The organism is Streptomyces sp. NBC_00075, assembly GCF_045041225.1.
In the GTDB taxonomy this organism is placed as follows: Bacteria; Actinomycetota; Actinomycetes; order Streptomycetales; family Streptomycetaceae; genus Streptomyces; species Streptomyces adonidis.
The window spans coordinates 3,281,366-3,293,886 of the sequence record NZ_CP108243.1 but is presented as its reverse complement, the minus strand read 5'-3'; the positions used below and the strand labels follow the sequence as shown (position 1 = coordinate 3,293,886).

Here is a 12,521-nt window from a genome sequence, read left to right as displayed (position 1 = left end):
TTACGGGCGGCCCCGCTGGCCGCGCAGGTGCTGTGCGATCGGGCGCAGCGCCTTGTCCACCTCGGCCAGGGCCTCCGGGGTCAGCAGGTCGATGAAGTGTCGCCGCACCGACGCCACATGATGGGGAGCGACCCTGTTCATCGTGTCCATGCCCTGCTCGGTGAGCACCGCGTACAGGCCGCGCCGGTCGGACTCGCAGTTCTCACGGCGGACCAGGTTCGCGTTCTCCATGCGGGTGATCTGGTGCGAGAGGCGGCTCTTGGACTGGAGGGTGGCGGACGCGAGGTCGCTCATCCGCATCCGGACGTCCTCGGACTCGGAGAGGTTCACCAGGATCTCGTAGTCGTTCATCGTCAGGCCGAACGGTTGCAGGTCCTTTTCGAGCTGGTACGCCAACAGTCTGTTGACCTCCAGGTGGGTGCGCCAGGCGCACTGCTCCGCGTCGGTCAGCCAGCTTGTGGCCGTCTCGGTCTCCATGAATGAAGTCTACCTAAAAGGTTGAAAGTCGAACTAGCGAGGGTGGTGTGTCGGAGTGGCGTGACGGCGTGCACATGTTCGACGTCACACTCCGCAGACTACCGCTCACAGCCCGAAGCGACGCTGGAGGTCACCGAGCTGTCCGGGAAGACGCGGTGTGCCCGGTTGCTGTGGGTGCCCTGTGGGGGCGTGGCCGCCACCCGGCACTCCGGGCTCGTGCGGAACCGCCCCCGTGGCCTGCTCCGCCATGAGCGTCTCGCTGGACTGGAGCAGCACCGTGCCCGCCCCGACGAACTCGAACTGGTGCTCCTCACCGGAGGCCCCGCCCAGGCCCGTCATCGCACGTAGGCCGCCCATCAGGCCCGTCATGTACCCGTGGTCGTAGTGGTGGCAGGGGGAGGGGCAGTCGGCCCAGCCGACCAGGGCCTGCGGGTCCACCCGGATCGGGGGTTCCATGAACACCACGGGGCCGTTCGACGCGGCCACGAACTTGCCCGTCCCGATGAGGGTCAGGAAGCCCGGCACGATCGACTGCTTGAGCGCGAGACTTGGCTGAAAAGCGAGAAGGTTGCCCGAGCGAATGGTCAGGTTGCCGTCTTCCAGATCGTACGAATTCACGTCGAAGGCCCGGTCGGCGAGCAGCATCTTGCCCGAACCCTCGGCGACGACCCAGTCGCTCGCGTGCAGAGGCGAATGAAAGGACGTACGGACAAGACGGTCCAGGCGGCCGTGTCCGATGCCGTTGAACTCCATCGTGCCGTAGTAGGCGATCATCTTGCCCTTCTGGAGGAACCACTGGCTCCCCTTGAGCTCCACGCAGAAGGTGTAGTTGTTGACGTTGTCGTCGGACGGCAGCGTCATCGGGTCGTGGACGACGGGCCCCGCGCCCGGGTAGGTGGTCACAGCTTCTCCTCCGACGCCTGGACGTACACCGCACCACTGCCGCTCAGCTCCAGCTGGAACGCCTCGCCCGAGCCACGGCCCACCATGTCGCGCCAGCCCAGCGCGGTGGACAGCTTGTTGCGTACGTCGCCGTGGTGCGCGACGTACGCCTGCGGGTCGACATGGACCGGGCGCTGCGGGGTGATCGGCACCTCGATGACCCCACCGTGGGCCATCACGGCGACCGCGCCGTGTCCCTTGAGGGTGGTCGTGAACAGGCCCTGGCCCGTCACCTGGCCCCGGACCATGCCCATGACGCCGCCCTGCGAGCCCATGAACATCGTGCCCTGCTGGAGCGTGCCGTCGAACGCGAGGAGGCGGTCCGCCTCGACGCACAGCGTGTCCCCGGTGAGGTTGATGACCTGGATGTGGTGGCCGCCGTGCCCGAACAGGACCGTGCCGCTGCCCTCGACCGTCATCAGCGGCGTCGCCTCGTTCGCCACCCGGCGGCCGATCATCGACATGATCCCGCCCTGGCCGCCCTGCATGTTGGGCGTGAAGGACACCTCGCCCTTGTAGGCGAGCATCGCCCCGCGCTGACTGAACAGGCGCTGGCCGGGCATGACGGTCGCCTCGACCATCTTGGAGTTGATCTCACGGAAGGGCATGTCACACATCCCCGGCGATCGTGTTGCGCTCACTGGGCTGGACGTACACCAGGCCGTCGCCCTCGAAGCGGATCTGGAAGGCCTCGCCGCCGCCCTCGCCCATGAACGTGCGGAACGTCACACCGGACTGGAAGGACTGCCGGACGTTGCCCTGGTGCGCGATGTACGCCCCCGGGTCGACCGTCAGTGGGAACTGCGGGCTCACGCGCAGCACCACCGCAGGACCGTCCGACATGATCGCCGCCTGGCCGTGCCCCTCGACGGTCGTCGTGAACAGGCCGTTGCCCGTGGACGCGCCGCGCATCCCCGTGAACGACGTGCCCGTGCGCAGGCCCGAGTCGGTCGCGAGCAGGTTGCTCGACTCGACGTAGAGCTTGTCCCCCTGGAGGCCGACGAGGTTGATCTCGGAGGCGCGGTCGGCGAACCAGCACGTCCCGTGCCCCTTCACCTCCATCAGTTCCATCTGCTCGCCGGTGATCCGCCGGGTGACCATCCCGCGGATGCCCTCACCGCCGCCGCTGAGCTTCTTGAAGTCCATCTGCCCGTCGTACGCCACCATCGAGCCGTTCTTCGCCTTCACGGCGTCTCCGGTCATGTCGACGGCGAGCACCTTGCTGCCTTGAAGTCGAAACATCGCCACGGAGGGAAGGTAGCCTCCCGGGCACCCCCGGCGACAGATCCCGAAGGTGGAGATCGTCCCTGAACCTCCCCCTAGGGGCAGACCCCCAGCCCGGTCGCACGACCGGCGAATGCCACAATGGGCGAACGTTTGTGCGTCCATTCACAAAGCAGCATTCACCCAGCAGCACTCCCCAGCAGCACTCACACAGCACCGAAGGTGACCCGTGGACATCAAGACCGCCTCTGCCCTCCGCCGCCTGCGCCTGGTCTCGGCCCCGGAGGCCGTTTCCTTCCTGCTCCTGCTGGTCTGCTCGGTGCTGAAGCGGACCACGGACTTCAACGCGGTGCCCGTCATGGGCATGGTCCACGGGGTTCTCTTCATCCTCTACGTGATCTTCTGGGCGGACGCCTGGAACCGCGCCAAGTGGTCCCTGAAGACCGGGCTCCTCTACTTCGTCCTCTCCGTCCTGCCCACCGGCGGCTTCTTCGCCGAGCGCAGGCTGCGCCGTGAGACCGAGGACGCGGTGATCGCCTCCCGCGCCCGCCAGGCCCAGGACGGAGCCGTCCAGGCATGATCGTCGCCTTCTCCGTGACGCCCCTCGGCGTCGGCGAGGACGTGGGGGAGTACGTCGCCGACGCCGTCCGCGTCGTCCGCGAATCCGGGCTCCCCAACCGCACCGACGCGATGTTCACGTCGATCGAGGGTGAGTGGGACGAGGTCATGGACGTCGTCAAGCGTGCCGTCGCCGCCGTCGAGGAACGCGCCCCGCGCGTCTCCCTCGTCCTCAAGGCCGACATCCGCCCCGGAGTGACGGACGGACTGACCTCCAAGGTCGAGACGGTGGAGCGCCACCTCTCTCAGTGACCCACTGATCCACGTAACCCAACTCTCCCGATAATCCACCCGCCTGGACGCGTCCGGTTCGACACGTCGCCATATCTCCACTTCTGTGGGGATATCGGCTTCGTTCGATCACTGGAGGGCGCTGTGCGGCCGGAGGGCTACGACTACGACACCCACAGCCGGCTGGCCGGACCGCTCACCGAGGCCCCGGTCGGAGCGCCGTACCGCGTGCGGTACACCTCGCTCCTCTCCCGTGAGCCGCGTCGAATACGCGCCGTCCTGCTGATGACCCTCGCGCCGCTGCTCACCGGCGCCCTGCTCGTCTACCTCGTCTGGCCCACCCACTGGGTCGAGCGCGAGGGCGGCGACGCGTGGATGGTCCACCTCGACATCGCGATGCTCATAGCCATCGGGCTGATCGAGCTGTTCATGGTCGTCAACGTGGTGTCCATCGCCCACGCGACCATGGTCGCCCGCGACCCCGTACCCGTCGTACCGGAGTCCGGCACCCGCGTCGCCTTCCTCACCACGTACGTCCCGGGCAAGGAACCCCTCGCGATGGTCCGGGCCACCCTCGAAGGCGCGACCCGCGTCCACCACACCGGCCCGCTGGACGTGTGGCTGCTCGACGAAGGGGACGACGAGCAGGCCAAGGCGCTCTGCGCCGAACTGGGCGTACGGCACTTCAGCCGGTACGGGGTCCCCGAGTGGAACCGGGCCAAGGGCGTCCACAAGACCCGTACCAAGCACGGCAACTACAACGCGTGGATCGCCATGCACGGCGACGAGTACGACTTCTACGCCTCCGTCGACACCGATCACGTGCCGCTCCCCAACTTCCTGGAGCGGATGACGGGCTTCTTCCGCGATCCGGACGTCGCCTTCGTCGTCGGCCCCCAGGTGTACGGGAACTACACCCACCCCGTCACCAAGGCGGCCGAGTCGCAGCAGTTCCTCTTCCACGCGCTCATCCAGCGCGCCGGGAACCGCTACCGCGCCCCCATGTTCGTCGGCACCAACAACGTCGTACGCGTCGCGGCCGTCAAACAGATCGGCGGGCTGTACGACTCCATCACCGAGGACATGGCCACGGGGTTCGAACTGCACCGCCGCCGCAATCCGAGGACCGGGCGGCACTGGCGGTCCGTCTACACGCCGGACGTGCTCGCCGTGGGCGAGGGACCCGCGTCCTGGACGGACTTCTTCACCCAGCAGATGCGCTGGTCGCGCGGGACGTACGAGACGCTGTTCAAGCAGTACTGGAAGGCGCCCTTCACCATGCCCCCGGGCCGCCTCTTCTCGTACACGCTGATGCTCGTCTACTACCCGATGACCGCCGTCAACTGGTTCCTCGGGATGCTGAGCTGCTTCCTCTTCCTCTGGTTCGGGGCGTCCGGCACGCAGGTCGCGGCCTCCGTCTGGCTGATGCTCTACAGCGATGCCGCCGCCCTCCAGATCGGGCTGTACCTGTGGAACCGGCGGCACAATGTGTCCCCGCACGAGCCCGAGGGCTCCGGCGGGCTGGCCGGGATGGCGATGTCGGCGCTCTCCGCGCCGATCTACCTGAAGTCGTTCGGCGCGGCCCTGCTCCGCCGCCCGAGCCGGTTCGTCGTCACGCCGAAGGGCGGGGACGCCAGCCCCGACCGGCTGCTCACGTTCCGGGTCCATCTCTTCTGGGCCGTGTTCCTCGCGGCCTCGCTCATGGCCTCCGTCCGCCTCGGCCACACCCATGTGGCCATGCGCACCTGGGCCGTCCTCGCCATGGTGATCTCCCTGGCCCCGGTCGGGGTGTGGCTCGCCACCCGGCGCAAGCAGGGCAAGGAGCCCGGCGAGAGCAGGGAGCGCGAGGAACCCGCGCTCGCGGCCACCGCCGTCGCACCGGTCTCCAGCACCCCGACAGGAGGCAACTAGGCCATGGCCTACCAGCCGTCGAAGAAGACCAAGAAGACCGTCCTGGGCATCGGGGGCGTCGCCCTGCTCGCCGGTCTCAACGCGCCCGCCGTGCTCGACTTCGCCGGTGAGCGGTACCACGAGTACAAGATCGCCCAGCCCGGCTACCAGGCGAAGTACGGCTCCTGGAGCGCGATCGACATCCCGAAGGAGTTCCGCACCAACGCCATCCACGCGGCGCTGCTGCACACCGGCAAGGTGCTGATCGTCGCGGGCTCGGGGAACGAGCAGAAGAAGTTCGACAAGGGGTCCTTCGACACGGTCCTGTGGGACCCGAGGAACGACACCTTCAAGCGGATCGCCACCCCCGACGACTTCTTCTGCGCCGGACACGCCCAACTCCCCGACGGGCGGCTCCTGGTGGCCGGCGGCACCGCCCGCTACGAGCTGCTCGACGGCGAGGTCGAGCGGGCGGGCGGCGGGATGCGCGTCAAGAACGAGAACCCCGACAAGCCGATCGTCCTGAAGAAGGGCACCCGGTTCCGCTCGCCCGCCGGGGTCGAGTACGTCAGCCGGTTCGACGTGACGGTCCCCAAGGCCAGGCGCACGCAGAAGATCACGTACAACGCGGCCGGGGTCATGCAGCCCTGGGTGACGAAGGTCGTCGCGAGCGAGGCCCGGGTCTTCGTCGAGGCGGCAGCGGCGGGGCCGGTGTCGATCACCGCCAAGCAGGCGCAGTACGAGATCGTCGGCCTCAAGGGCAAGGACGCGGACAACACGTACGGCCTCTCCGAGAAGATCACCATGGACAAGCAGGACTTCCAGGGGATCAGGGCGGCGTACGAGTTCGATCCGAAGGCCGAGAAGTACATCCCGGTCGACCCGATGGACAAGGCGCGCTGGTACCCGACGCTGGTCGGTCTCGACGACGGACGGGTGCTGGCCGTCTCGGGTCTCGACGACGTCGGGGCGATCGACCCCGGGGACAACGAGATCTACGATCCGAAGACCAAGAAGTGGACCCCGGGCCCGAAGCGCTACTTCCCCACCTACCCCGCCCTGTTCCTCACGAAGGGCGGCAAGCTGTTCTACCCGGCCTCGAACGCCGGTTACGGACCCGCGACGATGGGCCGGGCGCCGGGCCTGTGGGACCTGAAGACGAACACCTTCGAGAAGGTGCCGGGCCTGACGGACGCGGACGAGACGGAGACCTCGGCGTCGGTGCTGCTGCCTCCGGCGCAGGACCAGAAGGTGATGATCCTGGGCGGCGGAGGCGTCGGCGAGTCGAAGAAGGCGACGCGGCGTACGGCCGTCGTCGACCTGAAGAAGGACAACCCGGTCTTCGAGGCGGGCCCCGACCTCCCCCAGGGCACCCGCTACCTGAACAGCGTCCTGATGCCGGACGACACCGTGTTCACGTCCAACGGCTCCGCCGACTACCGGGGCCGTAGCGCCAGCAACATCCTCAAGGCGCAGTTCTACGACCCCAAGGCGAACGTCTTCCGGGCGGCGGCCTCCCCGAAGGTGGGCCGCAACTACCACTCCGAGGCGCTGCTGCTGCCGGATGGCCGGGTCGCCACCTTCGGCTCCGACCCGCTCTACGACAACCAGCAGAACACCAAGCTGGGCCACTTCGAGCAGCGCATGGAGATCTTCACGCCGCCCGCGCTGCACAAGAACGGCAAGAACAGGCCCGTACTGGGGGACGGCCCCCAGGAGACCGACAAACTCGGCCGCGCGACCTTCAAGTCCCCCCACCCGGAACGGGTGTCGAAGGCCCGCCTGATGCGCCCGAGCGCGGTCACGCACACGACGGACGTCGAACAGCGCTCCATCGACCTCCCCCTCAGCAGGGACCGCACGTCGGTGACGGTCGACGTACCGAAGGACCGGACGCTGGTGCCGCCCGGCTGGTACATGCTGTTCGTGACGGACGCGAAGGGGACGCCGTCGGAGGCGAAGTGGATCCAGGTGAGGTGAACGGATCTATTGCGTACGGGAGTTACGGGCGAGCCCGAGCGCGTACTCCGGCCACCAGCGCCCGGCCGCCGGGCCGCCCCGGCACTCGCCGTCCGACTCGCCGGGCCGCTTGATCCACAGGTAGGCGTCGAGGGCGGGCTCGCCGGTGCGGGTGGTCGGGTGGGTGCCGAGGGCGCGGCCGGGCGGGTTGCACCAGGCGTCGCTCAGGTCGCCGCGCAGCGGCCCGTTCCCGTTGCGGCTGGTGTCGACGACGAAGTGCTTGCCGTCGAGGGCACGGGAGAGCTGGACGCCGTACGTCTTGGTGGCCGCGTCCGTCTGGAAGTTGGACACATTGAGCGCGAACCCGTCGGCCCGAGCGATCCCGGCCCGCCGCAGCGCCTCGACGAGCTTGCGGGGCTCATCGATCCAGTCGGGATTGCCGGCGTCGACGTACACCTTCGTACGGCCCTGCTGCTTGAGCCGCGCGACGGCGTCGGAGAGCAACCGCTCCCGCTCGGCGTGGTACTCGCCGGGAGTGCAGCCGTCCACGACGTGTGCGACCGCGTCCGGTTCGAGGACGACCAGCGCGGGACTGTCCCCGAGGGCGTCGGCGAACCGCTCGATCCAGGCGCGGTAGGCGTCGGCGTCGCCGGCCCCACCCGCGGAATGCTGACCGCAGTCGCGGTGCGGAATGTTGTACGCCACGAAAAGGGTCGTACGTCCGTCCCGTGCGGCTGCTCGGGTGGCGGCCCGGATCACCGGCACCGGGTCGTCACCGGCGGGCCAGAGCGCGGCGGGCTGCTCGGCGATACGACGCAACAGCCGCGCTTCCTTCTCACGCCCCTGCCGCTGCCAGAGCCGCACCTGCTTGGCGGCAGGGGAGGCCGGATCGACCCAGAACACCTGGGAACCGGCGACGGAGGCCTCCTTGGTGGCACCGGAGACGACGGCGGCTTCGCCCACCTCGGGTGCGGAAACACAGCCGGCCGCGAGCCCGAGCACCGTGAGCATCGCGGGTGTCGCGAGGGTGAGGGTGAGGGTACGGATCAGCCGGGACATGCTGCTCCCCTGGGAGAAGATGACGTCTGGTGACGGTCAGTGACGATCAGTCGGTAATCGTGGCACAGGGAGACTGACCGTCAGGGCCGCGACACCGGGGGCGGCGGGCCTGGACGATCTGCACCCCGCTCTGCACCGGATGACCTGGACCGAAGGGCGAGACGGGGCTGACCGCGATGTGACCGGCCGGTAAGGTCTGGTGCCGTGCCGAAGCCGCTCAGTCTCCCCTTCGATCCCATCGCCCGCGCCGACGAACTGTGGAAACGGCGCTGGGGAAACGTCCCGTCGATGGCCGCGATCACCTCGATCATGCGCGCACAGCAGATCCTGCTCGCGGAGGTCGACGCGGTGGTGAAGCCGTACGGTCTCACGTTCGCGCGGTACGAGGCGCTGGTGCTGCTCACCTTCTCCAAGGCCGGCGAACTGCCGATGTCCAAGATCGGCGAACGCCTGATGGTCCACCCGACGTCGGTCACGAACACCGTGGACCGCCTGGTGAAGTCGGGCCTGGTGGCCAGACGCCCCAACCCGAACGACGGCCGCGGCACCCTGGCCACGATCACGGAAAAGGGCCGCGAAACGGTGGACGCGGCAACCCGCGACCTGATGGCAATGGACTTCGGCCTCGGCGTGTACGACGCGGAGGAGTGCGCGGAGATCTTCGCGATGCTGCGACCGCTGCGGGTGGCGGCGAGCGATTTCGACGAGGAGTAGGGCGGCAGTGGGTACTTCCGGGGTCGCCGGAAGATCGCTGGAAACCGATGGTTACGCTCGTACGCATGAAAAAGAGCGTGTTGACCCGCTACCGCGTCATGGCCTACGTCACCGGTGTGCTGCTGGTTCTGCTGACCCTCGGTGTGATCGCCAAGTACGCGCTGAAGCTCGACGGTGCCGACGGCTTCACCAGCGTCGTCGGTATCGCGCACGGCTGGCTGTACGTCGTGTACCTGGTCTTCGCCTTCGACCTGGGCTCCAAGGCGAAGTGGCCGGTCCGCAAGCAGCTGTGGGTCCTGCTCGCCGGCACCGTTCCCACCGCCGCGTTCTTCGTGGAGCGCAAGATCAGCCATGAGCTGGCGGGGCAGCTCGGCGAGCCGGCGCGGGTGGTCGCCAAGGCGTGACCGCCTGCTCAGTCCCTCGGCGTGGCGATCAGCCAGCCATGTGGTGGTAGCTCGGCTTCGGTGTTGGTTTTGGTGAGGGTGGCGTTTCCTGCGGTCAGTTGCCAGTTCGGGCCGGGTAGGGCCGCTCTTGTCGGGTGGTCGGCGAGGCTCAAGGCGACCGTCAAGTGGTGGTTTGCGTGGGTCGCCGTGTAGGTGAGGGTTTCGTTTGTCAGGGTTGTCACCCTGGTGTGGGCCCGGGCCAGCCAGGGGTTGCGGCGGCGTAGGCCGATCAGGCGTTGGTGTAGGCGGTGGTAGTTCTCGCCGTGTGGGGCGAGGTGGGTGGGGTGGTGAGGGAAAGGTGGGCGGATCTCGTCGTCGCCTCCCTCCCGGTCCTCCTTGATTCCCCGGAACGCCTGTTCGTCGCCCGCGTATATGGAGGGGATGCCGCCTGTCGTCAGGAGCACCACCAGGGCGTGTTCCAGGTGGCGGGTGTCGTCGAGTCTGCTGGCCAGGCGGGTCACGTCGTGGTTGCCGACGAAGGTCTGGGGGGCGTAGGCGTCCAGGAGTGCGTTGTGTCTGGTCAGGGCCCAGGCCAGTTCGTGGAAGTTGTGGTCGTTGAGGGCGCTCCAGATCGCCTTCCACAGTTCGTACTGGGTGACTGAGTCCAGGCCGCCCTCCGTCACGTAACCCGTGTAGTCGCCGTGGATGACCTCGCCCGTCAGCCAGGCGTTCGGGTGTTCCTCTCGTACCCGTGCCGTCACCGTTCGCCAGAACGGCAGCGGTACCGCGTAGGCCGCGTCCAGGCGCCAGCCCGCGATTCCCCGGTCCAGCCAGTGGATCAGGACCCGTGTGACGTGGTCGGTGACTTGTGGTGAGGCGTGGTTCAGGGCTATCAGGTGTTTGTGGCCTTCGAAGACGCGTTCGCTGCCGTCCGGGTTGTGCGCCGCCAGGGCTGACAGGGTGGGGAAACCTCGGCCCACGTGGTGGAAGACACCGTCCAGGAGTATGCGTACGCCGCGTGCGCGGGCCTGTTCCACCAGGTTCAGCAGGTCGGACTCCTTGCCCAGGCGGCTGTCTACGCGGAAGTGGTCGACGGTGTCGTAGCCGTGGGTCTCCGAGGCGAAGACGGGGCCGAGCGCCAGGCCGTTGCAGCCCAGGTCCACCAGGTAGTCCAGCCACGGGGTCAGCCGGGTCAGGCGGGGGACCGGAGTCGCTGTCGGGGGCAGTGCCTCTCGTTCCGCGCCCGTGAAGGAGAGCGGGTGGACGTGCCACCAGATGGCGTGTTCCGACCAGTGCATGCCGCTCCCGTTGGTATTTAGTAAGGGGTTGCGTGGTAAAACGCGGGGCGCCTTCTCAGTCGTTGTCCGCCATGCGGTCCATCAGGCGGCCTGCCAGTACGAGCACCTGACGTTCCGTCTCCGTCAGTTCGGACATCGCCGACGCCAGCCATGCGTCCCGCTCGGCCATTTCGCGGCGCAGGGCGTCCTTGCCGGCGGGGGTGAGGGACAGGATCGACTGGCGGCCGTCCCGGTGGTCCCGGGTGCGGGAGAGCAGGCCGTCCGATTCGAGTTCGGCGAAGACCCGGGTCAGGGACTGAGGTTGTTGGCGTTCCGTCTCCGCCAGCTCGCCCGGGCTGGACGGGCCGTTGCGGTACAGGGTGCCCAGTACGCCCAGTTTGTTGTTGCTGAGCGTGCCCGGTGAGCGCACCGCTCGCAGGCGGCGGGCCAGTCGCGTCACGCCCTGGCGGACTTCCGCTGCCGTGTCGGCGGTCGTGGGCCCGGTCTCCGTGGGTGCGGTCTCCATAGCCGAGAGAGTACGCTATCGCTTACTATCTTGGGCATGGTGAAGACCGTACCGGAAGAGTTGCGGAACTCGGTGGTCATCATGGCCGCCGTGCTCGCCAGCTACGGCTCGGCGCTGCTCCTCGAAGACGCCGCTCATCTTCATGTCGACATCGTCATCCAGTCCGTCGCCCTGGCCTGGACCCTCGCCTGGACCCAGCGGGACGCCGATCTCGTCGACCGGGCCCTCGGCTTCCTGGTGCTGCCCCTCGTCGCGATGGCTGCCGCCTGGGCGGATCGGCTCATGTCCGACCACACCGTCGCCGGGGACGCCCTCTTCGCCGTCGCGGTCGCCGGGTCTCTCTGGATACGGCGCTTCGGGCCACGCGCCACCCGTGCGGGCACCCTCGCGGCCTTGCCGTTTGTCGCGACCCTGGTCGTTCAGGGGCCGATCGGCCTGCCGGCCGCCGCGCGCGACGGCCATGTCCTGTGGATGGGGCTTGTCGCGCTGATCGCCGCCTGCTGTGTCCTGGTGGTCCAAGTGGCCGCCGGGTACGCCGGGTTGGGAGCGCGGGTGCACCTGCGACGGTCCGCCGCCCGCCCGGTCTCCGTGCCGCCGCAGCGCGCCCCCGGCGGGAAGGGACGGGGGCGGCTGCTGCCCAGTACGCGGATGGCTCTCCAGATGGGGATCGCGCTCGGTGTCGCGTTCCTGGTCGGGCATCTCGCGTATCCGGACCACTGGACCTGGGCCGTGCTGACCGCGTTCATCGTGTGCAGCGGCGCCCGTGGGCGGGGCGATGTGCTGTACAAGGGGGCCACGCGGACGTTCGGCGCCGCCTTCGGTACCGCGGCGGCCACCGGGATCGTCGGGCTGTTCGGGCCGGGGGACCCCTGGGCGATCGTCCTGCTCTTCACGGTGCTCGCCCTCGCCACCTGGCTCCGCCCGCTGAACTACACGTACTGGGCAGCCTGTATCACCGCCGCCTTCTCCCTGCTGTACGGGTACTTCGGCGAGGCCGATCTGGACATCCTGGGCCAGCGGCTGGAGGCGATCGCCGTCGGTGCCGTCATCGGCGTCGTGGCGTCCTGGCTGATCGCGCCCGTGCGGACCGTCGACGTCGTACGCCGTCGGGTCGCCGATGCCCTGGCGGCGCTGGCCGACGTCCTGCGCACGCAAGCCGTGCGGGACTCCGACTCCCTGTCCCCGGACGGTGAACTCCCGCGCCACCGGGCCCGGTTCGAT

At 68.6% G+C, this 12,521-nt stretch carries 13 protein-coding genes and 1 pseudogene; 7 read left to right on the top strand and 7 right to left on the bottom strand.

What is annotated here, in order from left to right:
- The 4 genes from OG787_RS13995 to OG787_RS13980 all read right to left on the bottom strand — a co-directional run bounded on the left by OG787_RS13995 (position 1) and on the right by OG787_RS13980 (position 2,661).
- Positions 1-477: a MarR family winged helix-turn-helix transcriptional regulator gene (locus OG787_RS13995; RefSeq protein ID WP_405535406.1), complete on the bottom strand. Its 477-nt coding sequence runs from the start codon at positions 475-477 to the stop codon at positions 1-3.
- A 105-nt stretch (positions 478-582) separates the two neighbouring features.
- Positions 583-1,380 (bottom strand): AIM24 family protein, encoded by a 798-nt coding sequence (locus tag OG787_RS13990; protein WP_369035620.1) that lies wholly within the window; start codon positions 1,378-1,380, stop codon positions 583-585.
- A complete protein-coding gene (locus OG787_RS13985) occupies positions 1,377-2,027 on the bottom strand; it encodes an AIM24 family protein (protein WP_369035621.1) in 651 nt (216 codons plus the stop codon). The genes OG787_RS13990 and OG787_RS13985 overlap by 4 nt, the downstream gene beginning before the upstream one ends.
- 1 nt (position 2,028) lies before the next feature.
- Positions 2,029-2,661 carry an AIM24 family protein gene (locus tag OG787_RS13980; protein ID WP_369035669.1) on the bottom strand — a complete coding sequence of 211 codons (633 nt, stop codon included), beginning with the start codon at positions 2,659-2,661 and terminating at the stop codon, positions 2,029-2,031.
- A 211-nt stretch (positions 2,662-2,872) separates the two neighbouring features.
- Here OG787_RS13980 and OG787_RS13975 point away from each other — a divergent pair, with 211 nt between their 5' ends.
- The 4 genes from OG787_RS13975 to OG787_RS13960 all read left to right on the top strand — a co-directional run bounded on the left by OG787_RS13975 (position 2,873) and on the right by OG787_RS13960 (position 7,362).
- On the top strand, positions 2,873-3,223 hold the full coding sequence (locus OG787_RS13975) for a DUF3817 domain-containing protein (RefSeq protein ID WP_369035622.1): 351 nt from the start codon (positions 2,873-2,875) through the stop codon (positions 3,221-3,223).
- Positions 3,220-3,513: an MTH1187 family thiamine-binding protein gene (locus OG787_RS13970; protein ID WP_105970767.1), complete on the top strand. Its 294-nt coding sequence runs from the start codon at positions 3,220-3,222 to the stop codon at positions 3,511-3,513. The genes OG787_RS13975 and OG787_RS13970 overlap by 4 nt, the downstream gene beginning before the upstream one ends.
- 123 nt (positions 3,514-3,636) lie before the next feature.
- Entirely contained in the window at positions 3,637-5,403 is a 1,767-nt protein-coding gene (locus tag OG787_RS13965) for a glycosyltransferase family 2 protein (RefSeq protein ID WP_369035623.1), read from the top strand.
- 3 nt (positions 5,404-5,406) lie between these two features.
- On the top strand, positions 5,407-7,362 hold the full coding sequence (locus OG787_RS13960; protein ID WP_405535403.1) for a galactose oxidase-like domain-containing protein: 1,956 nt from the start codon (positions 5,407-5,409) through the stop codon (positions 7,360-7,362).
- A 6-nt stretch (positions 7,363-7,368) separates the two neighbouring features.
- Here OG787_RS13960 and OG787_RS13955 read toward each other — a convergent pair whose 3' ends face one another.
- Complete coding sequence (locus OG787_RS13955; protein ID WP_369035625.1) at positions 7,369-8,400, bottom strand: glycoside hydrolase family 6 protein; 1,032 nt, start codon at positions 8,398-8,400, stop codon at positions 7,369-7,371.
- A 204-nt stretch (positions 8,401-8,604) separates the two neighbouring features.
- Here OG787_RS13955 and OG787_RS13950 point away from each other — a divergent pair, with 204 nt between their 5' ends.
- Positions 8,605-9,114 carry a MarR family winged helix-turn-helix transcriptional regulator gene (locus OG787_RS13950; protein WP_235474776.1) on the top strand — a complete coding sequence of 170 codons (510 nt, stop codon included), beginning with the start codon at positions 8,605-8,607 and terminating at the stop codon, positions 9,112-9,114.
- A 65-nt stretch (positions 9,115-9,179) separates the two neighbouring features.
- Positions 9,180-9,518: a DUF3817 domain-containing protein gene (locus tag OG787_RS13945; protein ID WP_235474775.1), complete on the top strand. Its 339-nt coding sequence runs from the start codon at positions 9,180-9,182 to the stop codon at positions 9,516-9,518.
- 8 nt (positions 9,519-9,526) lie between these two features.
- Here OG787_RS13945 and OG787_RS13940 read toward each other — a convergent pair whose 3' ends face one another.
- Together OG787_RS13940 and OG787_RS13935 are read right to left on the bottom strand one after the other, a co-directional pair.
- Complete coding sequence (locus OG787_RS13940; protein ID WP_405535401.1) at positions 9,527-10,795, bottom strand: alpha-amylase family glycosyl hydrolase; 1,269 nt, start codon at positions 10,793-10,795, stop codon at positions 9,527-9,529.
- Between the two features lie 55 nt (positions 10,796-10,850).
- A complete protein-coding gene (locus OG787_RS13935) occupies positions 10,851-11,300 on the bottom strand; it encodes a MarR family winged helix-turn-helix transcriptional regulator (protein ID WP_369035627.1) in 450 nt (149 codons plus the stop codon).
- A 36-nt stretch (positions 11,301-11,336) separates the two neighbouring features.
- Between OG787_RS13935 and OG787_RS13930 the strand changes: the two are divergent.
- Positions 11,337-12,347 (top strand): annotated as a pseudogene (locus OG787_RS13930) (FUSC family protein); the annotation flags it as partial.
- Between the last annotated feature and the right edge of the window lie 174 nt (positions 12,348-12,521).